Annotated in this window: 24 protein-coding genes; 16 read left to right on the top strand and 8 right to left on the bottom strand. The window is 65.3% G+C overall.

The window, feature by feature from the left end:
- Nucleotides 1-19: 19 nt before the first annotated feature.
- From B3H47_RS12970 to flgB, 8 genes are all read right to left on the bottom strand, one after another.
- Entirely contained in the window at nt 20-1,243 is a 1,224-nt protein-coding gene (locus B3H47_RS12970; protein ID WP_286987427.1) for a flagellar basal body P-ring protein FlgI, read from the bottom strand.
- A gap of 13 nt (nt 1,244-1,256) precedes the next feature.
- Nucleotides 1,257-1,961, bottom strand: coding sequence for a flagellar basal body L-ring protein FlgH (locus B3H47_RS12965; protein WP_286987425.1), 705 nt, complete (start codon nt 1,959-1,961; stop codon nt 1,257-1,259).
- Nucleotides 1,962-1,969: 8 nt separating this feature from the next.
- Nucleotides 1,970-2,755, bottom strand: coding sequence for a flagellar basal-body rod protein FlgG (gene flgG / locus B3H47_RS12960; protein WP_013122873.1), 786 nt, complete (start codon nt 2,753-2,755; stop codon nt 1,970-1,972).
- Between the two features lie 46 nt (nt 2,756-2,801).
- Nucleotides 2,802-3,539 carry a flagellar basal-body rod protein FlgF gene (gene flgF, locus B3H47_RS12955; RefSeq protein WP_286987423.1) on the bottom strand — a complete coding sequence of 246 codons (738 nt, stop codon included), beginning with the start codon at nt 3,537-3,539 and terminating at the stop codon, nt 2,802-2,804.
- Between the two features lie 20 nt (nt 3,540-3,559).
- Nucleotides 3,560-4,807 (bottom strand): flagellar hook protein FlgE, encoded by a 1,248-nt coding sequence (gene flgE / locus B3H47_RS12950; RefSeq protein ID WP_286987421.1) that lies wholly within the window; start codon nt 4,805-4,807, stop codon nt 3,560-3,562.
- A 94-nt stretch (nt 4,808-4,901) separates the two neighbouring features.
- Entirely contained in the window at nt 4,902-5,600 is a 699-nt protein-coding gene (locus B3H47_RS12945; RefSeq protein WP_286987420.1) for a flagellar hook assembly protein FlgD, read from the bottom strand.
- Between the two features lie 41 nt (nt 5,601-5,641).
- Nucleotides 5,642-6,058 carry a flagellar basal body rod protein FlgC gene (flgC, locus tag B3H47_RS12940; RefSeq protein ID WP_013105539.1) on the bottom strand — a complete coding sequence of 139 codons (417 nt, stop codon included), beginning with the start codon at nt 6,056-6,058 and terminating at the stop codon, nt 5,642-5,644.
- 14 nt (nt 6,059-6,072) lie between these two features.
- A complete protein-coding gene (gene flgB, locus B3H47_RS12935; RefSeq protein ID WP_013105540.1) occupies nt 6,073-6,480 on the bottom strand; it encodes a flagellar basal body rod protein FlgB in 408 nt (135 codons plus the stop codon).
- A gap of 246 nt (nt 6,481-6,726) precedes the next feature.
- Between flgB and flgA the strand changes: the two genes are divergently transcribed.
- The 16 genes from flgA to fliF form a co-directional block, all read left to right on the top strand.
- Nucleotides 6,727-7,461: a flagellar basal body P-ring formation chaperone FlgA gene (gene flgA, locus B3H47_RS12930; protein ID WP_286987417.1), complete on the top strand. Its 735-nt coding sequence runs from the start codon at nt 6,727-6,729 to the stop codon at nt 7,459-7,461.
- A gap of 178 nt (nt 7,462-7,639) precedes the next feature.
- A complete protein-coding gene (locus B3H47_RS12925) occupies nt 7,640-8,617 on the top strand; it encodes a GGDEF domain-containing protein (protein ID WP_286987415.1) in 978 nt (325 codons plus the stop codon).
- 79 nt (nt 8,618-8,696) lie between these two features.
- Nucleotides 8,697-9,764, top strand: a complete 1,068-nt coding sequence (locus B3H47_RS12920) for a histidine kinase (protein ID WP_286987413.1) — start codon at nt 8,697-8,699, stop codon at nt 9,762-9,764.
- Nucleotides 9,761-10,270 carry a chemotaxis protein CheW gene (locus B3H47_RS12915; protein ID WP_286987411.1) on the top strand — a complete coding sequence of 170 codons (510 nt, stop codon included), beginning with the start codon at nt 9,761-9,763 and terminating at the stop codon, nt 10,268-10,270. The genes B3H47_RS12920 and B3H47_RS12915 overlap by 4 nt, the downstream gene beginning before the upstream one ends.
- Entirely contained in the window at nt 10,267-11,307 is a 1,041-nt protein-coding gene (locus B3H47_RS12910; RefSeq protein WP_286987409.1) for a chemotaxis protein, read from the top strand. The genes B3H47_RS12915 and B3H47_RS12910 overlap by 4 nt, the downstream gene beginning before the upstream one ends.
- Before the next feature lie 94 nt (nt 11,308-11,401).
- Nucleotides 11,402-12,880, top strand: a complete 1,479-nt coding sequence (locus B3H47_RS12905) for a flagellin (RefSeq protein WP_286987408.1) — start codon at nt 11,402-11,404, stop codon at nt 12,878-12,880.
- 289 nt (nt 12,881-13,169) lie between these two features.
- On the top strand, nt 13,170-13,427 hold the full coding sequence (locus B3H47_RS12900) for a hypothetical protein (protein ID WP_232054157.1): 258 nt from the start codon (nt 13,170-13,172) through the stop codon (nt 13,425-13,427).
- 81 nt (nt 13,428-13,508) lie between these two features.
- Nucleotides 13,509-15,479, top strand: a complete 1,971-nt coding sequence (gene fliD / locus B3H47_RS12895; protein WP_286987407.1) for a flagellar filament capping protein FliD — start codon at nt 13,509-13,511, stop codon at nt 15,477-15,479.
- Between the two features lie 24 nt (nt 15,480-15,503).
- A complete protein-coding gene (gene fliS / locus B3H47_RS12890) occupies nt 15,504-15,917 on the top strand; it encodes a flagellar export chaperone FliS (protein WP_286987406.1) in 414 nt (137 codons plus the stop codon).
- Nucleotides 15,918-15,994: 77 nt separating this feature from the next.
- Nucleotides 15,995-16,600, top strand: a complete 606-nt coding sequence (locus B3H47_RS12885) for a PilZ domain-containing protein (RefSeq protein ID WP_286987404.1) — start codon at nt 15,995-15,997, stop codon at nt 16,598-16,600.
- A gap of 39 nt (nt 16,601-16,639) precedes the next feature.
- A complete protein-coding gene (motD, locus tag B3H47_RS12880) occupies nt 16,640-17,548 on the top strand; it encodes a flagellar motor protein MotD (RefSeq protein ID WP_286987403.1) in 909 nt (302 codons plus the stop codon).
- Nucleotides 17,545-18,363 (top strand): SPOR domain-containing protein, encoded by an 819-nt coding sequence (locus B3H47_RS12875; protein ID WP_286987402.1) that lies wholly within the window; start codon nt 17,545-17,547, stop codon nt 18,361-18,363. Before motD ends, B3H47_RS12875 begins: the two co-directional genes overlap by 4 nt.
- Nucleotides 18,364-18,399: 36 nt before the next feature.
- Nucleotides 18,400-19,527 (top strand): sigma-54 interaction domain-containing protein, encoded by a 1,128-nt coding sequence (locus B3H47_RS12870; RefSeq protein WP_286987401.1) that lies wholly within the window; start codon nt 18,400-18,402, stop codon nt 19,525-19,527.
- A 129-nt stretch (nt 19,528-19,656) separates the two neighbouring features.
- The gene (locus B3H47_RS12865; RefSeq protein WP_286987400.1) at nt 19,657-21,150 is read left to right on the top strand and encodes a sigma-54-dependent transcriptional regulator; all 1,494 of its coding nucleotides are present in this window, start codon (nt 19,657-19,659) and stop codon (nt 21,148-21,150) included.
- An 89-nt stretch (nt 21,151-21,239) separates the two neighbouring features.
- Entirely contained in the window at nt 21,240-21,593 is a 354-nt protein-coding gene (gene fliE / locus B3H47_RS12860; RefSeq protein WP_013105555.1) for a flagellar hook-basal body complex protein FliE, read from the top strand.
- 68 nt (nt 21,594-21,661) lie between these two features.
- On the top strand, nt 21,662-23,143 hold a 1,482-nt coding region (gene fliF, locus B3H47_RS12855; protein WP_286987398.1), incomplete at its 3' end, for a flagellar basal-body MS-ring/collar protein FliF.

The raw sequence follows: 23,143 nt of genomic DNA, 5'->3' as shown, positions 1-23,143 counted from the left end.
GGATGGGCTCTCGACTCGCTCAAATCACTTCGAGCTGGGCGTGCAGCGCACCCGCCGCCTTCATGGCCTGCAGAATGGCGATGAGGTCGTTGGGCGCCGCGCCCACGGCGTTGAGTGCGCGCACCACCGCTTCGAGCGTGACGCCGGGCTTGAACATGAGCAGATTGGCCTTGTCCGCCTTGGCTTTCACATCGGTTTTGGGGACGACGGCGGTCTGCCCCGCGCCGAGCGGGTTGGGCTGGCTGACTTCGTACTGCGTGTTGATGGTGACCGACAGATTGCCGTGCGCCACCGCGCAGGCGCCCAGGGTGACGTTCTGCCCCAACACCACGGTGCCGCTGCGGGCGTCGATCACCACTTTGGCCGGCGGCGATTCGGGAGAGACGTCCAGCGCTTCGACCTGGCCGAGAAAGGCGGTGCGGTCGCCCGCGGTCAGCGGCGCATTCACCTGAATGACCCCGGCGTTGAGCGCCGTGGCCGTGCCCGCGCCGAAACGCTGGTTGATGGAATCGGCCACACGGCTGGCGGTGCCGAAGCTGGGGGAGTTGAGCGCAAGGGTGATCGGGCCCGCCTTATCGAAGTTGTTCGCCACGGCGCGTTCGACCGTGGCGCCGTTGGCGATCATGCCCGCGGTGAGAAAGTTGACCTGGGTGCTGTTGCCCCCCGAAGCGGCGCCAAAGCCGCTGACGACCACACTGCCCTGGGCCACGGCGTAGGTCTGGCCGTCAGCGCCTTTGAGCGGGGTCATCAGCAGGGTGCCACCGGCCAGGCTGGAGGCATTGCCTACCGCCGAGACGGTCACGTTGATCTGCTGGCCGGGCTGCGAAAACGGCGGCAGGTTGGCGGTGATCATCACCGCGGCCACGTCTTTCGGTTGCAGGTTGGAGGCTACGCCGGGCGGCAGATTGATGCCCAGTCGCTGAAACATGGAGAGCAACGATTGGGTGGTGTAGGGCACCTGCGTGGCCTGGTCGCCGGTGCCGCCGAGGCCGACCACCAGGCCGTAGCCGACGAGCTGGTTCACCCGCACCCCCTGCACGCTGGTGAGGTCGCGAATGGCGGCGGCGTGCGCGGGCAACGCCGCGGCGCAGAGCAGACAGAGCGCCGCCAGCCAGGCGAGCAAGTGGCGATAAATGGCATGCTCCCCACCCCGGCCCTCCCCGCGAGCGGGGAGGAAGCCATGACTCCTCCCCCACGCCGTGAGGGAGGTTGGGAGGGGGGTGCGCAGTGATTCGGTCGGCATGTCGTCACCCAGTTCAGAACGGCCACAACGAGAGGAAGAAGCTCGCCAGCCAGGGCACCTTGGCGGCGGCGTACACATCGCCGGTGCCGCTGTATTCCACGCGAGCGTTGGCAATCTGCGTACTCAGCACGGTGTTTTGCGGGCTGACATCGGCCGCGCGCACCACACCGGCCACGCGGATGTATTCATGCCCGCCATTGAGCATGACTTCCTTCTGCCCGGAGATTTGCATATTGCCGTTGCTCATCACCTGCACCACGGTGGCTTGCAAGGTGGTGGTGAAAGTATTGCTCTGCGAGGTAGCGCCGTTGCCGCCGAACTTGGTGGATGAGGTCAGCCCCATCGACGGCGAGTAGCCGCCCACGGTGAAGGGTTTGCCGAAAAAGCTCGACAGCCCCGCGCTCACGTCGTCGGACTTGTTCACCGTGGTGTTGGTCGATTTGGTGGCGTTGGCGTTTTCCTGGATCAGCACGGTAATGAGGTCGCCCACGCGGTGCGCCCGGCTGTCTTCGAACAGCGAGACATTGGTGCCCGGCTGCCAGATGGCGCCGTTGGGCGTGTGCGCATTCATCGACTCCGGTTCGGCCGGAATGGGCAGGGGCTTGAGCGAACCGCTGCTGAGATGCTGCGGCGCCGTGGCGCAGGCGCCCAGCAGCAGGGCGAACGTCGCGGCCAGCAACAGGCGCAGACGGTGAGAGTCAGAGCGCAGGAAAGACATCGCGGTCATCACAGATTGTTGTTGACGTATTGCAGCATCTGGTCGGAAGCCGTCACCGCCTTGCTGTTGACTTCGTAAGCGCGCTGGGTCGAGATCATGTCGACCAGTTCAGCCACCACGTTGACGTTGGACGACTCCAGATAGCCCTGCTGCACCGAGCCCAATCCGTTGAGCGTGGGCTGGCCGGTGTTGGGCGCGCCGCTGGAGCCGGTTTGCAGATAGAGGTTGTCGCCAATGCTCTGCAGCCCGGTGGGGTTGACGAAGCTGGCCAGTTGCAGCGCGCCCACCTGCTGCGGCGCTGCCTGTCCCGGCAGGGTGACGGACACGGTGCCGTCGTTGCCGATGGTCACGCTTTGTGCGCTGGCCGGAATGGTGACGGTGGGCTGCACCAGATAGCCGTTGGCGGTGACGAGCTGCCCCTGGTTGTTGAGCTGAAAGGTGCCGTCGCGGGTGTAGGCGATGGTGCCATTGGGTTCGAGCACCTGAAAAAAGCCCTGGCCGTTGATGGCGACATCGAGCGAATTGCCGGTCTGCGTGAGGTTGCCCTGCGTCATCAGCCGCTCGGTGGATACCGGGCGCACGCCGGTGCCCAGTTGCAGACCGCTGGGATATTGCGTGCTCTGCGACGACTGCGCACCCGGCTGGGTGAGGTTTTGATAGAGCAGGTCTTGAAACACGGCGCGCGATCCTTTGAAGCCGCTGGTGTTGACGTTCGCCAGATTGTTGGCGATCACGTCCATGCGGGTTTGTTCGGCTTCGAGGCCGGTTTTTGCAACGTAGAGCGAGCGGATCATGGCGGTTTCTCTAATGGCGTTGTGGGGGCGGGCGTGGCGTGGCGGGTCAGCTCACGTTGAGCAATTGCGTGGCGGCCTGATGGTTCTGATCGACGGTCTGCATCAGCTTGGTCTGCATTTCGAACGCGCGGGTGTTGTCGAGAATCTGGATCATGGCCTGCACCGGGTTGACGTTGCTGCCCTCTAACGCGCCCACGGCCAGCTGCACATTGCCGTCGGCCGGCGCCGGGCCCTGGGTATCGCGGAACAGGCCGTCGGCGCCGCGTTGCATCTGCGCGGGCGGCGGGTTGACGAGCTGAATGCGATTGACCACGACCAGCGCGTTGGGCTGGCTGCCCACCGGCACGCCGGAGATGGTGCCGTCGGCGCCGATCTGCACCGACTCCAGCGGCGGCACGGAAATCGGCGCGCCGCTCTGTCCCAGCACCGGACGGCCATCGCTGGTGGACAGAATGCCGCTGGCGTTCACTTGCAGATCGCCGTTGCGGGTATAGGCGGTGTCGCCATTGGGAGCCTGCACCGCGATCCAGCCCGAGCCGCGAATCGCCACGTCGAGATTGCGGCCGGTATGGTTGATCGGCCCTTCCTGCAGGTTCGCGCTGTTGCCTTGCACCGTGGTGTAGGCGCTGGTGGGCAGGGCGTTGCCGTAGACCGGCAAGGCGCGGAACTGCGCCTGCTCGCCGCGGTAGCCGGTGGTGTTCACGTTGGCGAGATTGTTGGTCGTCACCGCTTGCTGACGCAGGACGGCGCGGGCGCCGGTGGCGGCAATCCACAAGGTATCCATGATGGAGGCGAGCTGTTTTATTACAGGCTAAGCAAAGTCTGGACCACCTGGTTCTGTGTCTTGATGGTCTGCGCATTGGCCTGATAAGCCTGCTGCGCGACGATCAGATTGACCAGTTGCGACGATAAATCGACGTTGGACTGCTCCACCGCGCTGGACTGCAGCACGCCCAGCCCGCCGCCGCCCGGCTGCCCGGTGAGCGGCTGGCCCGAGGCATAGGTGGGCACGAAGTAATTGTTGCCCAGGCGCTGCAGGCCCTGCGGCGCCTTGAAGTTGGTGAGGGTGATGAGCCCGAGCTTGGCCGATTGGCCGTTGGTGTAGCGGCCGAACACTACGCCGCTGGGATCGATCGACAGATTGCTGAGCTGGCCGACCGACGAACCATCGGTGGTGAGCGAGTTCACCACCGAGGTGGCGTTGTAATTGGTCGAGCCGGCGAAGTTGAGGGTGATGTTGGAAGTTGAGGCGCCGTCTGCCCAGGTGAGGCCGGAGGCCGTCAGCGTGGCCGTGCCGCTGATCGCTCCGGTGGGGGTGAATTGGATGGTGGAGGGGCCGCCGCTGGTGATGCCGCCGGCGGCCGTGGTGCCGTCCACCGAGTAATACACATTCCAAGCCTGTCCACTGGCCGTGGCGCCGCCGGAAGGCAGAGCGTAGTAGGTGGTCAGCAGATGCGAGGTGCCCAAGCTGTCGTACACCGTGCTGGTGGTCGAGTAGTTGTAGCTGGTGGGGTCGCTGGTGCTGAAAGCGGTGCCGCTGGGGATCGGCGTCACCGAGGCATTGAGGTTCAGACCCAGCGTACCGCTGGTCGTGGCTTGCGGCGCCAGGGTGGTGGCGGTGATTTGCAGCGGGCCGGAGCCACCGGTGAGCACCCCGCTGACCGCGGGCGTGCCGATGAGCTGGCCACCCGCAGCATCGACGATGTAGCCGTTCTGGTCGAGCTGGAACTGGCCGTTGCGACCATACACCGTAGCGCCGTTGTAGTTGAACTGGAAAAAGCCGCTGCCGTTGATGGCCACATCGAGCGGGTTGCTCGTGGATTGGATATTGCCCTGCGAGAACTGTTGCGCCACCGTGGCTACCGAGGTGCCGATGCCCACCTGCCCATTCTGCGGCGAGGTGCCAGCGATGGCTGCGGCGTAGCTGTCGGCGAACTGGGCGTTCGAGCTCTTGAAGCCCACCGTGTTGGCGTTAGCGATGTTGTTGCCCATCACCTGCAGGTCGGTGGAGGCGGCTTGCAGGCCGGACAAGGCGGTTTGGAAGGTGCTCATGAAATCCTCCGAAAAATGGTGTGGTCTGAAGGCGGTGTGGTGTTGGGTGCTTCGGGCAAACGCTGCGGGAAAACTCGGCTGTCTTAGCAGGCGACTACATCACGCCCACAATGCTCGACAGCGGCACGGTGCTGCTCTGCCCCTCCATCTGGAGTGCGGGGCCATTGCTGCCGTTGAGATAGACCGATTGCACCTTGCCCGTGCCGAAAGGCACGGCCGCAACCGGCTGGCCGGTGCCGTCCGTGGCGCTGACGTTGAAGGTGTAGTTGCCCGCAGGGGCCTGCTGGCCGCCGCTGGTCGATCCGTCCCAGTTGAAGGTTTGCACGCCGGTGGGCAGGGCGCCGAGTTGCAGCGTGTCGATGGTCTGACCCGTGCTGTTGAGCACCTGCACCTGCACGTTCTGCGCGGCCGAAGCCAGGGTGAAGCCCCCGGCCGTGCCGCCGCTGCTGGGCAGGCTGAGGCTGTTGTTGTCGAACACGACGGTCTGCCCCACCAGATTGGCGGCCTGCAGCCCTTGCGTCTGCGCGAGCTGGGCGGTGAGAGTGGCCATCGACTGCTGCATGCTTTGAATGCCGCTGGCCGTGCTGAACTGCGCGAGCTGCGCCGACAGATCGGTGTTGCTCATCGGGTTCATCGGGTCCTGGTTGGTGAGCTGAGTCACCAGCAGGGTGTAGAAGGTGTTGACATTGTTCAGTCCGCTCAGGCCGCTGGCGGCGCTGCCCGAGGTGCCGCTGCTGCTGCTCGTCTGCAGCGAGGACAGGAAGGAATTGGAGCTGATGGGAGAGGTGCTCATGGCAGGGGTCTTTCAGTCAGTGGCGGGGCATTCTGGACAATTCACTGGCCCAGCGTGAGGGTTTTCAACAGCAGGTTTTTGGTGGTGGTCATCACGTTCACGTCGGCCTGATAGGCGCGCGAGGCGGAAATCATGTTGACCATTTCATCGACGGGATTGACGTTGGGATAGCTCACGTATCCGTCTTTGTTGGCCAGCGGGTTGCCGGGTTCATAGACGAGCTTGAGCGGGCCGGGTTTTTCCACCACGCCAGCCACCTGCACGCCGTTGACGCCAGCGGGCACGCCGGGGCCGGACAACGGCTGCGCGGCAAACACCACTTCGCGGGCGCGGTAGGGCTGGCCGTTGGAGCTGACGGCGGAGTTGGCATTGGCCAGATTGCTGGCCACCACGTTGAGGCGGTAGCTTTCAGCCGTCAGGCCGGAATTGGCCACATCGAGGGCGGAGAACAGGGACATGGTGAATGCGCCGCTTAGTTGCCGGTGATGGCTGAGGTCAGGGTTTTGATCTTGCCGGTGAGGAAGGTGAGATCGGCTTCGTACTGAATGCTGTTTTTCTGGAACGCGGCCTGCTCGCGGTTCATGTCTACCGAGTTGCCGTTCAGGCTCACGTTGTTGCCGGCCTGGTAGGCGATGAAATTCGATCCGGCCGGGGCGACGTTGCCCGCGAGTTGCCTGGCGTTCTCGGTCTTGAGCGGCAGGCCGCCGGTTTGCTGCCCGGATAAAGCGGCTTTGAACGCGGCGGAAAAATCGACATCCACCGCCTTGTAGCCGGGCGTGTTCGCATTGGCGATATTGGCCGAGAGCAATTGCTGCCGCTGCGCCCGCAGGTTCAGTGCGGTTTGCAGCGGGGCGAATTCACGGTCGAGGGCGGAAGTCATGGTCGTGGATCGGGTAGTGAGTGGCGCTTTAACTGCAGATTCCATGCCAGGCGCGGCTAGACGGGAACTGCGGGGGCGAGGCGTCGCAAGCGGCAATCGGCACGGAGAAAGCGGCAAGACCTTGCCGCTCTAGAGCTTGGGACGGCAAGCGACGGGCGTCTTGCTCAGGGTTCCGGCTGGTACAGACTTTGCGTCAGGAGAAAGGCAAACCTACGGCAAACCTACTACCCGGCGACATCCTGCTCCATGCCCATCCGTCTTTATTTGTTCTCTGGCCTGCGTCTGCTCGCGCTCGCGTGGGTCGTCAATGCCAGCCTAGGCGTAGCGACATTCGCCTGGGCCGTGCCCGCAGCCGAAAGCCCGGCCACTATCCGCGCGGCGGTAGAGGCGTTCGTGCGCGCGGGGCTGCCTGCGGGCGGGGAAAAGGTGAAGATCGATGTTCAGGGGCCAGCGCCGGGGCTGCGCTTTCCGCAGTGCGCCGATCTGCACACGGCGTATTTCGGCAACGCCAACCCCTACGGCGCGCAAACCGTGGAGGTGCGCTGCACCGCGCCCTCGGTCTGGTCGCTCTACCTGCCGGTGCGGGTGGACCGGCCGCAGGGGGTGGTGGTGGTGGCGCGCGCGCTGCAGGCCGGGCATGTGCTCACTGCGGCCGATCTCACCACGGTCGAGCGCGACGCCGCCCGGCTGCCCCCCGGTGCGGTGACCGACGCGCAGGCGCTGGTCGGGCAGGTGCTGCGCTACAGCGTGGCGGCGGGCCAGCCGCTGGTGCAGAGCATGCTCACCGGCCCTCAGCTTGTTCACTACGGCCAGTCGGTCAGCCTGATCGCGCAGGGTATGGGTGTGCGTCTGGTGGCGCTGGGGCAGGCGATGGCGGACGGCCGCGTGGGGCAATCTGTGCTGGTGCGCAATGTGCAGTCGGGCCGGGTGGTCAGCGGCATTGTGGATGCGCAAGGGCAAGTCGTCGTACCGCTGCAATAGCCGACTTTTGCGGGCGTCAAAAAACCGTCTTACGGTGGATGCGCTGAGCGGAAAGGGTTGATTGCAGCCCCGGAAGTGCTGAGTGACGCCAAAAATAGGTCATCTACCCCCTTAAAAGGCATGCAATCGACTGGCACCGGGTTTGCTAATCAGGAATCACCCTTTGATGGAGATTCCCATGCGTGCCCTTGCTTTATTGCCCAGCGCCGAACCCAAACAGCCGTCCGCGACGACTTGGAGTGTGCTCGAAGGTGGTCCGATCGAAGCGGGCTCCGTAGAGCCCGAGGCTGGACCGGCGGCGGAGACTTCGGCCCTGCGACTGGCGCGGCAGATCTACGCCACCTGGTTTCAGCGCTGCCTGCGCCAGGGCGGCTATGGCAAAAACCCCGGCGCTGTGGCCGCGCTGCCGCGAGCGGCCATCGAACACCAGCTTGACCGGGCCATCGACCGCAGTGGGCCAGATGCCGCCGAGTTGCTGCCGCTGCATGATGCGCAGCAGCAGCGTCTGGCTGAGCTTGGTGTCTTGATTAGCGCACTGGCCGCCTCCGACAAGCAGCATGTCCGGGCGGTACAAACCTGGGATCGGCTGATCGACCTCGGCCTCGACACCCTGCAGGGCTTTGCCGATCTGGAGGTGGTGTTCGCCGCCCAGCGTGCGGCGCAAGACCCGCTGACCGGCCTGCCGGGCCGCGCCGCGCTGCAGCAGCGCCTGCAGGGCGAACAGTCGCTGGTCCTGCGCCAGGGCCGCATGTGCTCGGTGGTGATGCTCGATATCGACCACTTCAAGAGCGTCAATGACCAACACGGCCATCAGGCGGGCGACCGCGTGCTCGCCGCATTCGCCCGCCTGCTGCGCGGGGCGCTGCGTCCCTACGACGGCGTTTATCGCTATGGCGGCGAGGAGTTCGTGCTGGTGCTGCCCGGCGCCACCGTGGCGCAGGCGGGGAGAATCATCGACCGCATGCGGCAGACCATCGTGCAGCGCCCGCTGGTGCAGACCCAGACCGGCGGCCTGCACATCCGCTTCTCCGCCGGCGTGGCCGCGCTGAACGAGCGCGCGATTGCGCAAACGCTGCGCTGCGCCGATGCGGCGCTGTACCACGCCAAGGCCGAAGGGCGCGATCAGGTGCGCCTCGAACGCGGCCATTGCGCATGAAATCGCCGTTCAGATCGTCGGTCGCGACCGGGTGCGCCGTGCCTCCTTCGTGGAGATGGGCCCCGCATTGAGCGTCACCATGTCCGCGTCTGCCCCCCGCCCCCGTCCGCCCAGCGGCCTGCGCCAAGCCAGCGCGCAGGAGTTGCTGGCGGCTTTTCGCGTGGATGCGGAGGAATTTTTGCGACTGTTCATCGCCGGCTTGCAAACGCAGCCCACGCGCGAGGACACGCTGCAGTCGCTGGGCAACGCCGCCGAAGCCTTGCGCGGCATTCGCATCGGCGCCGACTTTCTGCAGCTTCAGACCGTCAGCGCGCTTTGCCGCCAGGGCGAACAGGATCTGCTGCAACAACTGCCCTTGGTCGCATCCGGCGCCGCGTTGCAATGGGAAACCTTGCAGGCGGTGATCGACGGCTTGCGCCAGCACTTGCTGCCGGAGCAGGCCGAGCCGACAGCGGCGCCTGCGGCTTCCGAGCCGCCCCCGCTGCAGCCACCAGCCGAAGCAGAGCCCCGCAGCGAGACGCAACCCGAGCCAGAGCCAGAGCCAGAGCCAGAGCCAGAGCCAGAGCCAGAGCCAGAGCCAGAGCCAGAGCCGGAGCCGGAGCCCGTCGCGCCGATGCGCTTTGCACCGCCGCAGGTGTTTGATCCCGCCCCGGCGCCGATCGCGTCCGCAGAGCCGACCCCGCAAACTCCGCCGGACGAGGCGCAGACGCTCACCGTGCAAACCGCTGTGGTCGGCCCGTGGGTCGTCGCGGTTCCTGTCGCGTTGGCGCCTGTGGTTCTGCAGCCCGGCACGCCGCAGTGGACCGGCCCGGACGGGCAGCTTCTGCTATTGCAAGACGATGTGGCACTGCCCGCGCTCGATCTGACCGCTTGTTGGCAGGTGCCCGAGCCGCAGCACGAGGCCAGCGGCGCAGCGCTGTTGCTTCAGCCCGATTCGGGCGAGCCGCCTTTTGCCGTGCGGGTGCAGGCGCTTGGCCGCCAGCAAGACCTGCTGTTCTGGCCCGTGCCCGCGTCCGTGCAGTCGGCCTGCGGCGTGCGCGCGGCGGCGTGGGAAGGCGCGCCGTGGCAGTCAGACACCGGGCAGCCCGTGCTGCTGCTCGATCTGCCCTGGCTCGAAGCGCGCCTGCGCGTGGGGAGCGACCGATGACCGGCACGATCTCCTGGCTGCAGTTCCGCGTGGGCGATCAACTTCATGCGCTGGACGCGGCTCCGGTGCGCCAGATTTTGCGCTCGCCGCAACTGCTGGCGCTGCCGCTGGCGCAGCGCCACCCGCATTGCGCGGGCCTGATGGCCTGGCAGGGACGGCCGCTGCTGGTGCTCGATCTGGGCGCCTGTCTGCTGCGCCGCCCGAGTTTGTCTCGGGGCGATGCACGGTTTCTGGTTTGGAGTCAGGCGCAGCAGGCCGGTGTGCTCGCGGTGGATGACGTCGGCGGGCTGCTGCGGCTGTCCGCCACCACGCTCACCCGGCACTGGGCGCCCGTGCAGTCCGGGCTGCGGCCGCCCTGGAACGCCATTCGAGGGCTGTTGCACGCAGGGGCGCCTTCACTCGTTGAGCCTTCCATTCCGCAGGCGCCCTGGGCCGAACCCATCGCCGTGTTCGACGTAGCCGCGCTGTGGCAGGCCTGCTGGAACGCCGGGGGAGCACAACCATGAAGCGCACGCCGCAACGCAGCCTGCTGCTGCTGGGCCTGTTCGCGCTGATCTGGGGCGCTGCGCTGGTGGTTGCCGCAAGTCTTCACGCCGAACCCGCGCTGCTGCTCACCGTCTGGGGCGCGGGGGCGGCTCTGCTCGTGCTGCTGGCGTTCTATCTCGGTCTGTCTTTTCGTCTGGATTTGCTGCAGGTGCAGCAAGTCTTGCGCGAAGCGGTCGCCGCGCCCGATGCGCAGGCGCCGCTCAAATCGTCCCTGGCCGCCTTCTGGCAGCCGTTGATCGACGGGGCCGCTGCGGCGCGTCAGCCCGCGGAAGACGCCGCCCGAGAGAAGGCCAAAATCGCAGCGCAAACCGCCGCCCAGATCTCCGCTCTGCAGTCGGCGCTCGAAGCCGAGCGGGCGCAAAGCAGCGCCTGGCAGCGGCAGGCGGCTCAAGCGCAGGCCGAATTGGCTCAGATCAGACAGCAGGCGCAGGACGCGGCCCGTGCAGTAGCGGCAGCCAAAGCCGAGGCCATTGCAGCGGCTTTGCCCGACCCGCGTGAGGCGATGGAGAACGTCGCGCGGGAACAGCGCGAACAGCAGCAAGCCGCCTGGGCGGAACTGAGTTCGCTGGCCAGCCGTCTTGCTGCCGAGGTCGAGGCCCAGATCGGCGCGGCCGCCCAGCGCGAGGCGACCGCCCAGACGCACGCCGCCGCCCGCGCCGAAAAACTGGCGCAAGCCGAGGCTGAGCACAAGCGCGGCGCCGAACAACTCGCGCAAACGGCCGAGGCGCTGGCCCTGCTGGGGCTGAACCTGCGGCTGCAACTCTCGCATCTGGCCGCCAGCCCGGCCGCTGCCGAACTGCTCGAACAGACCGAAGCCGATCTCGACGCCTTGCTCGGGGCCGTTGTTCAGCCCAGTGCGGAACCCGGCCCGGTGGCGGAGTCAGCCGAGCGGCCCGCGCCAACAGCGGAGCATGACCCGTCGCCAGCCGATGCCCTGGCCCCGCTGCTGCAGCGCCTGCGTGCCGTTGCGGAGCGGGCGGAGCAAAAAAAATCCTAAAGCGCTGTTGGAGCGTGCCGTTAAGAGGAGTGCGGACAGGGTTGTCCGTATTCGGCACGGATGCCGGATTTCCCCATAGCAAAGGAGCTCCATCATGGCCATTTCCGGCATCATCAACACCAACGTCAACGCGCTGAACACGCTCAACGCGCTCGGCAGCACCTCCAGCAGTCTCAGCACCTACATTCAGCAACTGTCCACTGGCAAGCAGATCAACGGGCCTGCGGACAACCCGGCGGGCTACGCCATTTCGCAGCGCTTTCAAACCCAGATCAACGGGCTGAACCAAGCTGTGTCCAACGGCAACCAAGCCGTTTCGCTGGTGCAGACCGCTACCGGCGCGCTGCAAAACGAAACCAACCTGCTGCAACAGATCCGCACCATCGCGGTTCAATCGGCCAACGGCTCCAACACCTCCTCCGACCGCGCTTCGCTGCAAGGCGTGGTGTCGCAGTTGCTGGCGCAGGTGCAGACCATCTCCACGCAAACCCAGTTCAACGGCCAGAACATCCTCGACGGCTCCTTCAGTGGCCAGCAGTTCCAGGTGGGTGCCAATGCCAATCAGGTCATCAACGTGTCCATCGCCAACTCGCAGGCCAATGCGGTTGGGGTCAATACGGTCGGCACCAGCGGCACGGTCTATTCCGGCGCCAACGGCTCGGTGACCAATAATGGCTACGGCTCGGCCTACACCATCAGCACCGGAGCGGGCAACTTCACTTCGGGCACGGTGTCGATTTCTGGCTCTGCCGGCGCCAGCGGCGTGGCGGTAACAGCGGACGAATCGGCCGCCAATATTGCCGCGTCGTTCAACGCTATCACCCAGCAGACCGGCGTCACGGCAACGGCCAACACCAGCGTGGCGTTTACCGTCACTACGGGGTCGTACACCTTCTCGCTGAGCAACGGCACCTCGGGTAGCCCGACCAACACGGTCAACATTTCCGCCAACGTCACCAGCACGGATCCCACGGGTCTGAGCGGTCTGGTAGCCGCTGTCAACAACAGCACGGCGCAGACCGGCGTGACCGCTAGCGTCAACTCCAGCAACCAACTGGTGCTGAGCCAGAACCAGGGCGAGAACATCCTGGTATCGGGCTTCGGCGGCAGCGGTTCTCTCACCGCAGGGACGTCGGGGCTTGCCATCACCAGCGGAGCCGGAACCGCCTTGGTTCAGGGTTTTGTACAACTGCAGTCCACCCAGGGCTACTCCCTGGCTAACGGCTCGAACATTGGTTTGGACAGCATCAGCAAGTTGCAAGCTGCGTCGACGGTCAATGTGTCCACGGTGGAAGGTTCCAACCAGGCCATCTCCATCATTGACAGCGCCATCAACGCACTGAACCAGCAAGGCGGCGCGCTGGGCGCGATCCAGAACCGGATTCAGGCTTCGGTGCAGAACTCGCAGACCACCGCGACCAATCTGCAGGCGGCCCAGTCTGTGGTGCAGGATGCCAACATCGCCCAGGCGACCACGCAGTTGTCCAAGTACCAGATCCTGCAGCAAGCGGGCATTTCGACCCTGGCGCAGGCGAACTCGCTGCAACAGAGTTACCTCAAGCTCCTGCCGTAATCGAGCTTGATCGTTTCTCCAGGGGGTTTCCCCGGGCCGCTGCGAGGCGTCCCGGGGGTTTTGCCATCTGCTTCATGCTTTTTGTCTTGGTTTCATTGGCCTGAATGGAGGCATCATGGACGTTCAAAATGCCGTGAATTTTTCTTCGCCCGGCAAGTTACAGACTGGCGTGCCAACAGCACCAACAGCGTCTGCGCCAGCTCCGGGTTCGGCGCCAAGCTTTGTGCCAGCCGGACCGACTGCAAGCACTGCGGCCGCAGGGGTTTTGCTAGGTGCAGCACCCAATAGTTTGCCGCCCGCCACTTTGGCGCAGGCGGCTGACACTTTGCAAAAACAGGTCAGCCAGCAAGCGCCTTCCGTGGCGCTGACGGCCGGGCTCGACCCGAATGGCGGTCACCCCGGTCAGTTGCTGGTGGAGCTGAAAGACAAACAGACCCAGCAGGTCTTCGTGCGCTACTACGTGCCCTCGCAGCAGGTGGTGAAGGCCGCGGCGCAGAGCCCGGACCAGCCGATGTCGCCCGGCAGTCTGTTGCAGGAAAAAGCCTGACGCGGATCGATTCTTTGGCCCTACAGTTCGGCTGGGGTGTGTCGTTAAATTGGTCAAGCGGTAACGCAATCGGAGCGCAGTATGTCGTCGGTATCCATTTCAGGTCTGGTCAGCGGAATCAACGTGCAGTCGTTGATCACGTCGCTGTCGGCGGCGTATCAGCAGCCCATCACGCTGCTGCAGAACCAGGAACAGTCGTACCAGTCCACACTGAGCGCCTGGGGTTCGGTGCAGAGCAGCCTGTCCAGCCTGCAATCGACCGTGGCGGGGCTGCAAAACATCACCAGCCTGAACAACCGCTCGGTCAGTCTGAGCAACTCCAGCGCGGTGTCGGGTACGGCCAGCTCCAACGCGCCGCTGGGCACGTATTCGTTGAGCAATATCGTGCTGGCGCAGACGCAAAGCATCTACTCCGGCGATTTCGCCTCGGCGACCAACACGGCGGTCGGTACGGGCACGTTGCAGATTCAGGTGGGCAGCGGCTCGGTCACCAATATCAATATCGACGGCACCAACAATTCGCTCAACGGCATTGCCGCGGCGATCAACCAGTCGAACAGCGGGGTGAACGCGGCGGTCATTTACGACGGCACCGGCTACCGGCTGACGATGACGGGCAACAACACCGGCGCGGCCAACGCCTTCACCGTGAGCACCAGCGGCGCTACGGGTTCGCTGGGCAGTTTGAGCTACAGCGCCAGCGCCTCGGGCGGCATGACGGACAGCCAGACGGCCCGTAACGCCTCGGTGAGCATCAACGGGCTGGCGGTGACCAGCGCGACCAACACGGTCAGTGGGGCGATTCCGGGGGTAAGCCTGAACCTGCTCGAAGCCAGCGGCTCGACCACCCTCACCGTGTCGAACGACACCAGCGCCTTCGTGACCTCGGTGCAGAGTTTCGTCACGGCTTTCAATACCACCATGGGCACGCTGAACCAGCTCACCGCGTTCAATGGCGGCACGACGTCCAGCGGATCGTCGGGGCAGAGCGGCCCGCTCATCGGCAACGCCGGAATTCAGACCCTGCGCACCCAACTGCTTAACCTCATCAGCGGACAGGGCATCGGTACCACGCCGGGCAGCGCCTACACCTCGCTCGGCGCGGTGGGCATCAGCCTTGCGCAAGATGGCACCCTGGCGCTCGACAGCGGCAAACTCAGCTCGGCGCTGCAGAGCAACTACAACGCCGTGGCCGGTTTGTTCGGACAGGTCGGCACGGCCACCAATGCCAATGTGCAGTATGTCGGCGCGGGCAACAACACCCAGCCGGGTACTTATGCGGTCAATGTCACTTCTGGCGCCACGCAGGCCAGCGAGACGGCGTCCAACCCCATCGCCAGCGGCGGCATCACCAGCGCGGAAACGCTGGTCATCGGCTCGGGCGCGACCAGTGTGTCGGTGCAACTGGCCTCGGGTTCCACTATCGACACTATCGTCGCCACCATCAACGCCACGCTGAGCCAGCAGGGTTTGAGCGGCGTTTCGGCGATCAACAACAACGGCACGCTGGAGTTCCAGTCGGCCGACTATGGCAGTGCGCAGAATTTTTCCGTGGTGTCCACGCAGCCCGCTTCCGCCGGGAGCACCGGCATCGGCACCACGCTGCTGATGGCCAAGGGCACGGATGTGGTCGGGTCGATCAACGGTCAGACCGGAACCGGGGCAGGGCAGCAGCTCACCGTCACGGGGCCGGGCGCGGCTTTGGGCCTGCAGCTCAACATCAGCGGGCAGGCCACAGGCAGCCTGGGCTCGGTCACGGTCAGCCAGGGCATTTATCAGCAGATGAATGCCATTCTGACCCAAGCGCTCAATACCCAGAGCGGGTTTGTCTCGGCCGCGACCAGCGGGCTGAACAACACCATCACGGGCATCAATCAGCAGATCACCCAGTTGCAAAACAGCGCGGCCTCACAGACCGCATTGCTGCAGCAGCAGTTCAACGCCATGCAGACGCAAGTCGCGCAGTTGCAATCGGTGGGGCAATACCTCACCGCGTTCTTTAATCCGTCGAGCAGCAGTTCCAGCTCCAGTTCCAGTTCGACCGGCGGCTGATCGTCGCCCCATTAGGAGAGTTTCATGAGTGCAGCCGCCTTTGCCATGCGCGCCTATCGCCAGGTAGAAAATCAGGGCATCGCCGGAGACAAGCTCTACGCCCTCGGGCTGGACGGCATTCTCGAATACCTGCGGCGGGCAGAGGCCGCGCTGCGCAACCCGGACGGCAAGGATTTGCCGCTCAAGGGGCAATCGCTCGGGCGCGCTTACCAACTGGTTGAGCACCTGCTGGCCGTGCTGCCTGATGGTACGCAAGAGGGCCCGCAGCTTGCCGAACAGCCGGTGGCCGAACGCCTGGAGCGCATCTATACCTACCTGCTGGCCCGTCTGGCACAGGCCAACATCTTCGACGACCTGCAGGCCATCGAAGACTGCCGCATCGTGGTCACGTCGCTGCGCGACTCCTGGCATCAGGGCATGGAGCAGGCCGCGGCCTGAACCGGCGCCGTGGGCGCACGCGCTGGCCCGCCTTTTGCTGCAATGGGACAATGCCTTTGATTTTGAAGGAGAGCGCCATGTCCCAGTCCACCGAATCTGCAGATTTTCCCGACTCCCGGTTTTTCGCCAGCCACCCCGACGCGCTGCACGGCGCTGTGGCAGCGGTGCAGCTCGATGGCGTGTTTCCGCTGGACTGGGTGGATGAACTCAATCCGCCACAGGCCCGCGCAGAGGTCATGGCGGACAACAACACCCTGCTGCGCGCCCTGCTCATGCTCGACGAACCCACCGTGTCGCACGACAGCGAACATGGCCGCGCCGATCCCATCCAAAATCTGGAGCGCCGCGTCGATCTTTTGCTGCTGATGGCCAGCGCGGCGCTGCGCGGGCTGGGCAATCTGCCGCCGGAGCGGCCCTGCGCGCTGTCTTCGCGCAAACTGCGCTGGGCCAGCGAGCAGCCGCTCGAAGTCGGGCGGCGTCTGTGGGCGCGCATCTACCTGCGGCATCGCATTGCTTTGCCGTTGGTGCTTTCCGGCCTGATGACCGAACAACGTCCCGATCGCGGCCAGTTCTGGCACACCCTGGAGCTCGATCCGCTCGATCAGCAGGTGCAAAACGATCTCGACCGGCTGATCTTCCGTCACCATCGCCGCCAGGTGGCGCGGAAGCGGCAGGGCGCTTGAGCCGCCTTTCTGGCGTAGAGACCTCGAACGAATTGAGTCATGGCCCGTAAAAAAGCCCACGAAGAACACGAAAACCACGAGCGCTGGCTGGTGTCGTATGCCGACTTCATCACCCTGCTGTTTGCATTTTTCGTGGTGATGTATTCGATCTCCTCGCTCAACGAAGGCAAGTACAAGGTCTTGTCGCAGACCATGATCGCCGCCTTCACCGGCCAGCCCACCACGCCCAACCCGGTGCAGGTAGGCCAGCCGTTCAACAGTATGCCCTCGGCCATCGATCTGCCGCCCATTCCCAAACCGCAAAAGCCCGAGATCATCGAGCCAGGCCGAGGCGGGCCGGGGGCCAAGGAAGTGCAAAAGACGTTGCAGGGCGTAGCCGAGAAGATTCAAACGCTGCTGGCCAGCGCCATTCGCAAGGGCGATGTGCGGGTGCGCATGACCCCGCTGGGTGTGGTGATCGACATCCATGACACCGTGTTGTTCGCTTCGGGTCAGGCGGCGCTCACCCCGCAGGCGCAAGACCTGCTCAACCAGATCGCCGGGGTGCTGCAGGGGGTGGCCTACCCGATTCAGGTCAACGGTTTTACCGACACCACGCCGATCCATACCGCGCAATTCCCGTCGAACTGGGCGCTGTCTGCGGCGCGGGCGGTGTCGGTGGTGGAAATGTTCATCGAGCAGGGGGTGAAACCCGAACAGCTTGTCGCTGCGGGGTATGGTCAATATCATCCGGTCGAATCCAACGACACCGCCAAAGGTCGCGCGGCCAACCGCCGTGTGAGCGTGGTGATCGTGTCTCCCCTCAGCAATGCGACCGTGACCGATACGCCCCTCAACCCTGCCGAAGCGCGCGCCGCGACGCCCGATGTTGCGTCGCCCGTTGCGTCGCCCGTTATGCCGCCCGCCACGCCGTCCGTCACGCCGCCCAGCCCCGGAAAGCACTCTTGAACGACGATCTCCAACCCCTGAAAAACCGTCTGCGCTGGCTCAATCGCAGCATTCTGGTACTCGGCGTTCTCATCTTGCTGGGCCTCATCGTCTGGGCAGTGGTCGGCCTGCGCAAGCCCAGGCCAGGCACCGAGAGCACGGTCATTCATCCCGCGTCCAGCGCTTCCAATAGGGCGGCGCGGGCGGCTTCCGCGGTGGCGGCAGCCGCGCCCAAGCCCGCGATGAGCACGGCGCAGCAGGAACGGGCCGCGGCCGCCGCGATGGACGCGCTGTCTGCGGCCAGCGCGCCAAAGACGGCTGCGGAGACGGCGTCTCAGGCCGCAAGGGTGGCATCCGCTGCAGCGCCAACCCAAACCGCTTCGGCACCGACCCCGGCGCCAACCTCCGTTGTCGAGGCTGCGAGTTCAGCGGTCACTGCCGCAGCCCCGAGCAAGCCCGTCGCTAATCCCATCGCCAAGCCAAAATCTGCGCAACATAAGCTCGCGCAACACAAGCCCGCGGTTCAAGCCCGTACCGAGCCAGCGCGTGCTGCTGCGGCCGCGGCGAAGCCGAAGCGCGTTGGGGCGGTGGGGGTTTGCCGCACTGCGGGCTGGTATGTGCAGGTGGGCGCGTTTGGCAAGCAGCAGAGCATTGACCGTCTTGCCAGCAAGCTGCACCGCGCGGGCTACACCCAGGTTTGCGTGGCCGCACAGCAAGTGCGCGGGCTGCATCTGTTCTACGTCGGCCCCTATAAAAATGCAGCATCGGCGCGTGATGCAAAAGCCCCTTTGCACAAGCTCACCGGGGTGGAAGGCATTTTGCGCAAGCTAGGTTGATGCACCCCTCATTCGCGGGGCTGCGAGAATGTCGCCATGCTTGACGACCGCGCACCCCATCTCCTGACTGCCGACAGCCCCGATCTGCTGCTGGGCGAGAGCCCGCCGATGCGCACTTTGCGCGAGCAGGTTCGCCGTGTGGCGCAGACCGACAGCACGGTGCTGGTGCTCGGCGAATCGGGCACGGGCAAAGAGTTGGTGGCGCGCACCGTGCATTTGCAGTCGCCGCGCGCGGCCCGGCCTTTCGTGGCGGTGAATTGCGGCGCGATTCCTGGTGAACTCATGGAGAGCGAGCTGTTCGGCCATGAACGGGGCGCGTTCACCGGGGCGCTCAATGCGCGTAAGGGCCGGTTTGAACTGGCCGGGCGCGGCACCTTGTTTCTCGACGAAATCGCCGAGATGAGCCCGCCGCTGCAGGTCAAGATTCTGCGGGTGCTGCAGGAAAAGTGCTTCGAGCGTGTCGGGGGCAACGAAGTGCTGAGCGCGCAGTCGCGCATCGTGGCGGCAACGCACCGCGATCTGGAGCAGCAGATCGGGTTGGGCCGGTTTCGCGAAGATCTTTACTACCGCCTCAACGTGTTTCCGGTGCAGGTGCCGCCGCTGCGCCAGCGCGGCGAAGACATTTTGCTGCTGGCCGAACACGCCTTGCAACGCCTCGAGGCGCAGGGGCTGGGGCGGGTGCGTTTTGGCGACGGCGTGCAGCAGGCCCTGCTGAGTTATCGCTGGCCCGGCAATGTGCGCGAATTGCAGAACCTGATGGAGCGGCTGCTCATCCTGCATTCCGGTTCCATCGTGCGTCTGGCCGACCTGCCGCCCAAGCTGCGCGCCGGCGGCGATCTGGCGCGCGATCTTGGACGAGATTTAAGCGTGACCGAGGCGGCTTTGCCCCAACTGGCAGCGAACACCGCCGCCGAAGACGACGAGCAAGAGGGGCTGCAAGCGCTGATGCAGGCCATGACCGAGCCCGCCCTGCAGCCGGTTCTGCCCGAAGAAGGCATGGACCTGCGCGCCTATCTGGAGCAGATCGAACGCAGCCTGATCGAACAGGCGCTACAGCGCAGCCGCCATGTGATCGCGCATGCCGCGCAGCATCTCGGCCTGCGCCGCACCACGCTGGTGGAGAAAATCCGCAAATACGGCCTGGGCGCCGAGTCGCGCGAGTAAATTCGCAGCTTGCCGCTGTTGCGAGTGCGGGTGACGGAAAATCGTCACGTCTCAGGCCTTGGTTTTGCTAACTTGCTGCCGGGCTGCATGCCCTCTTGTTTCTTCTCTGCCTGATTTCGACCCTTCCCGATGACTTCCCCGCGAATTTTGCTGATCGACCACGACGCCGCGCGTGGCCAGCGTCTTTGCGACGAATTGCAGGGCGCGGGTTGCGTGGCCGCGCTGCATACTGCGGAAGACACCGCCCTGAAAGCGGTCGAGCAGGGCTGGTCGCCCGATTTGGTGTTTTGCGATGGCGAAGGGGTGGGCATCGATGCGGCACGGGTGCTGGCGCGGCTGCACGGCCTGCATCCCACGTTGCCGGTGCTGATGGTGGCGCGGCATGCCTCGGTGCAGGCGGCCGTGCAGGCGCTGCAAAGCGGCGCGGCGGACTATCTGAACGCGCCCCTCGATCTTTCGCAGGCGCTGTCCAAGATTCGTCAGTTCGTGCCTTCGGCGACGGCGCTGACCCCGCCGAAAACCAAGGCTGCCGCGGCTTCAAACCCGGTCGCAAGCCCGGCGCCGACCGCGGCCTCGACAAAGACAACATCGGCGCCCGGACCCGCCAGCGGCCTGATCGCCGAGTCTGCCGCGATGCAGCAGATTCTGACCATTGTCCGTCGCGCCGCGCAGACCGATGTCACCGTCATGCTGCTGGGGGAAAGCGGCGTGGGCAAGGAAGTCATGGCGCGCTATGTGCACGCGCAATCGCCGCGCTCGGCGGGACCGTTCATCGCAATCAACTGCGCCGCCATTCCTGAAACCCTGCTCGAAGCCACGCTGTTCGGCTTCGAGAAAGGTGCTTTTACCGGGGCCGGGCAGTCGGCGCCGGGCAAATTCGAGCAGGCGCAGGGCGGCACGCTGCTGCTCGACGAAGTGACGGAAATGGCCCCGGCGCTTCAAGCCAAGCTGCTGCGCGTGCTGCAGGAGCGCGAAATCGAGCGCCTGGGCGGGCGCAAACGCATCGCGCTCGACGTGCGACTGGTGGCTACCAGCAACCGCGATCTGCAGCAAGCGGTGCAGCAAGGCGTGTTGCGCGAAGACGTGTATTACCGGCTGAATGTGTTTCCGGTGCAGATTCCGCCGCTGCGCGAGCGCCGCGACGACATTTTGCCGCTGGCCAAGGCCATGCTGGTACGCCACGCGGCGCAGTTTGGCATGACGCCATCGCCCCGGCTCGATCCTTCAGCGCAGCAGGCCTTGCTGGCGCACCGCTGGCCCGGCAATGTGCGCGAGCTCGACAACGTGATGCAGCGCGCGACCATTCTGAGCCAAAGCGGGGTGATTTCAGCGGCCGATCTGCTGTTTCCGCCTCCCGCCGCCGAAAGCCTTCAGCGCGCTTCGGCGCCTGCGCAGCCGCAGCTCACGCCGCAAGCGCTTACGCCGCAGCCCTTTGCGGGCGATCTCGGCAGCGAGTTGGCGTTGAATGAACGCCAGCTCATCGCCGACGCGCTGCAGCACTGCCAGGGCTCGAAGCAGCGGGCCGCAGAGCGTTTGGGCATCAGCCCGCGAACCCTGCGCCACAAACTGCAAAAGCTGCGCGAAGCCGGGCTGGAACTGCCGGACCAGCCCGACGCGCCTTGAACCAGCCATAGCTGGAACGTGTTTTGCTTGAAAAGGGCAAAACACCGGTTTTATCCCGGTTGAATCGACGAAAAATTGCCGGAGGCCTCATGCAGATCGATCCCATGCAAAGCGTGCTTGCCCAGATGCGCAGCCTCACCGCGCAGGCGCAAGCGCGGCCCGCCGACGCGGTGGGCGGCAACGCGGCAGCCGCGCTGGGCGCCACCGCGGCCTCGCAACAATCCGACTTCGCCGCCACGCTCAAGAGCGCCATCGATGGGGTGAGCGGCGAGTTGCAGCACGCCAACGCCCTGCAGCAGCAGTTCGTTTCGGGCACGGGCGATGTGAGTCTGAGTGATGTGATGCTCGCCTCGCAAAAGGCCAGCCTGTCGTTTCAGGCGGTGCTGCAGGTGCGCAATAAACTCGTGTCCGCCTATCAGGACATCATGAACATTCAGGCCTGATCGCCCCATCGCACCACGCCGTTTCCCCGAATGACTTTTTTTTGACGCTCATCTCCTGACGCCCCCTCATGGCCACGACCACCGCCGCCGCGCTGCAAGACCCTTTGGGCGCCTTCCGCCAGATGAATATGAACCAGCGCTTCACCTGGCTGGCGGGTCTGGCGGCGCTGATCGCGCTGGTTATCGTCACCCTGATGTGGACGAGCCGGCTCGACTATCAGGTGCTCTACACCAATCTTTCCGAGCGCGATGGCGGCGCGGTCATTGGCGAGCTGCAGAAGCTCAACATTCCCTACCGCATCACCGGCGGCGGCGCGGTGATCGAAGTGCCCTCGGCGCAGGTGTACGCCACCCGCATGAAACTCGCGGCCAGCGGTCTGCCCAAAGGTGCGGGCGTGGGCTTCGAGGTGCTCGACCACGAGCCGATGGGCACCAGCCAGTTTGTCGAGCGCGTGAATTACCAGCGGGCGCTGGAGGGTTCTCTGGGGCGCACCATCGAATCGCTTTCGGCGGTGCAATCGGCCACGGTGCATCTGGCCATTCCCAAACCCTCGGTGTTCCTGAGCGAGGCCGAGAAGCCCTCAGCCTCGGTGCTGCTCAAGCTCTATCCGGGCCGGGTGCTCAGCGGCGCGCAGGTGGCGGGCATCGTGCATCTGGTGTCGTCCGCCGTGGCGGGGCTGGGGGATAAAAACGTCAGCGTGGTCGATCAGGACGGCAATCTGCTCACCTCCGGGCAGCGGGCCGACAGCGGCATACAGCCCGACCAGCTGATGTATCGCAACACCATCGAGCAGCAATATCGCAAGCAGATCGAAGCGCTGCTCGCGCCTCTGGTGGGCAACGAGGGGGTACGCGTGGCGGTGTCGGCCGACATCGATTTCGCCAAGACTGAATCCAGCTCGGTGGTTTACGGCCAGGGCCATTTGCTCAGCCAGCAGCAGCAAAGCACCAATTCCAGCGGCGGCGGCACGCTGCCCGCCGGTGTGCCCGGCGCGCTGAGCAACCAGCCGCCGGGCGGGGTCACCGCTCCTTTTGTCATGGGCACGGCTTCCGCGCCGCTCACGCCTCAGCAACTCACTCAGATCACGCCCAGCCTCAAGACGCTGGCACCCACGGCGGCCAGCTCGTCGGCCACGAGCAATTACGACCTCGACAAAACGGTCAGCCATACCCAGCAGCCGGTCGGCTCGGTCAAGCGGTTGTCGGTTTCCGTACTGGTGAACGATCAGGCCAAGGGCGGCAAGCCCGTGCCGCTGAACCCGGCGCAGTTGGGGCAAATGAAGCAGCTGGTGGAAAACGCCATCGGTTTCGATGCCAAGCGCGGCGACACGGTGAGCATTGTCAACATGCCCTTTACCGCCGCGCAGAAAGAGGCCGAGAAGCAGTTGCCCTTGTGGCGCCAGGCTTGGGTCTGGGACGGCGTGCGGCAGGCCGTGCCCTACGTCATCGCCCTGATTCTCGGTTTGATGGCTTACCGCGCCATGCGCAAGGCGGCGAGCGGCGGCGGAGCGCGCCGCCGGGGCGAAGCCTCCGCCGAGCCGGGCGAGGCC

The sequence above is a fragment of the Thiomonas sp. UBA7699 genome (assembly GCF_002482605.1).
GTDB lineage: Bacteria > Pseudomonadota > Gammaproteobacteria > Burkholderiales > Burkholderiaceae_C > Thiomonas > Thiomonas arsenitoxydans.
Note: the sequence above shows the minus strand (reverse complement) of the source record. Positions and strands in the feature narration are given on the sequence as shown.

Bases quoted from the DNA above. Each gene is read 5' to 3' on its own strand.
- B3H47_RS12970 (WP_286987427.1), bottom strand. From the start codon at position 1,243: ATGCCGACCGAATCACTGCGCACCCCCCTCCCAACCTCCCTCACGGCG.
- B3H47_RS12965 (WP_286987425.1), bottom strand. From the start codon at position 1,961: ATGTCTTTCCTGCGCTCTGACTCTCACCGTCTGCGCCTGTTGCTGGCC.
- flgG (WP_013122873.1), bottom strand. From the start codon at position 2,755: ATGATCCGCTCGCTCTACGTTGCAAAAACCGGCCTCGAAGCCGAACAA.
- flgF (WP_286987423.1), bottom strand. From the start codon at position 3,539: ATGGATACCTTGTGGATTGCCGCCACCGGCGCCCGCGCCGTCCTGCGT.
- flgE (WP_286987421.1), bottom strand. From the start codon at position 4,807: ATGAGCACCTTCCAAACCGCCTTGTCCGGCCTGCAAGCCGCCTCCACC.
- B3H47_RS12945 (WP_286987420.1), bottom strand. From the start codon at position 5,600: ATGAGCACCTCTCCCATCAGCTCCAATTCCTTCCTGTCCTCGCTGCAG.
- flgC (WP_013105539.1), bottom strand. From the start codon at position 6,058: ATGTCCCTGTTCTCCGCCCTCGATGTGGCCAATTCCGGCCTGACGGCT.
- flgB (WP_013105540.1), bottom strand. From the start codon at position 6,480: ATGACTTCCGCCCTCGACCGTGAATTCGCCCCGCTGCAAACCGCACTG.
- flgA (WP_286987417.1), top strand. From the start codon at position 6,727: ATGCCCATCCGTCTTTATTTGTTCTCTGGCCTGCGTCTGCTCGCGCTC.
- B3H47_RS12925 (WP_286987415.1), top strand. From the start codon at position 7,640: ATGCGTGCCCTTGCTTTATTGCCCAGCGCCGAACCCAAACAGCCGTCC.
- B3H47_RS12920 (WP_286987413.1), top strand. From the start codon at position 8,697: ATGTCCGCGTCTGCCCCCCGCCCCCGTCCGCCCAGCGGCCTGCGCCAA.
- B3H47_RS12915 (WP_286987411.1), top strand. From the start codon at position 9,761: ATGACCGGCACGATCTCCTGGCTGCAGTTCCGCGTGGGCGATCAACTT.
- B3H47_RS12910 (WP_286987409.1), top strand. From the start codon at position 10,267: ATGAAGCGCACGCCGCAACGCAGCCTGCTGCTGCTGGGCCTGTTCGCG.
- B3H47_RS12905 (WP_286987408.1), top strand. From the start codon at position 11,402: ATGGCCATTTCCGGCATCATCAACACCAACGTCAACGCGCTGAACACG.
- fliD (WP_286987407.1), top strand. From the start codon at position 13,509: ATGTCGTCGGTATCCATTTCAGGTCTGGTCAGCGGAATCAACGTGCAG.
- fliS (WP_286987406.1), top strand. From the start codon at position 15,504: ATGAGTGCAGCCGCCTTTGCCATGCGCGCCTATCGCCAGGTAGAAAAT.
- B3H47_RS12885 (WP_286987404.1), top strand. From the start codon at position 15,995: ATGTCCCAGTCCACCGAATCTGCAGATTTTCCCGACTCCCGGTTTTTC.
- motD (WP_286987403.1), top strand. From the start codon at position 16,640: ATGGCCCGTAAAAAAGCCCACGAAGAACACGAAAACCACGAGCGCTGG.
- B3H47_RS12870 (WP_286987401.1), top strand. From the start codon at position 18,400: ATGCTTGACGACCGCGCACCCCATCTCCTGACTGCCGACAGCCCCGAT.
- B3H47_RS12865 (WP_286987400.1), top strand. From the start codon at position 19,657: ATGACTTCCCCGCGAATTTTGCTGATCGACCACGACGCCGCGCGTGGC.
- fliE (WP_013105555.1), top strand. From the start codon at position 21,240: ATGCAGATCGATCCCATGCAAAGCGTGCTTGCCCAGATGCGCAGCCTC.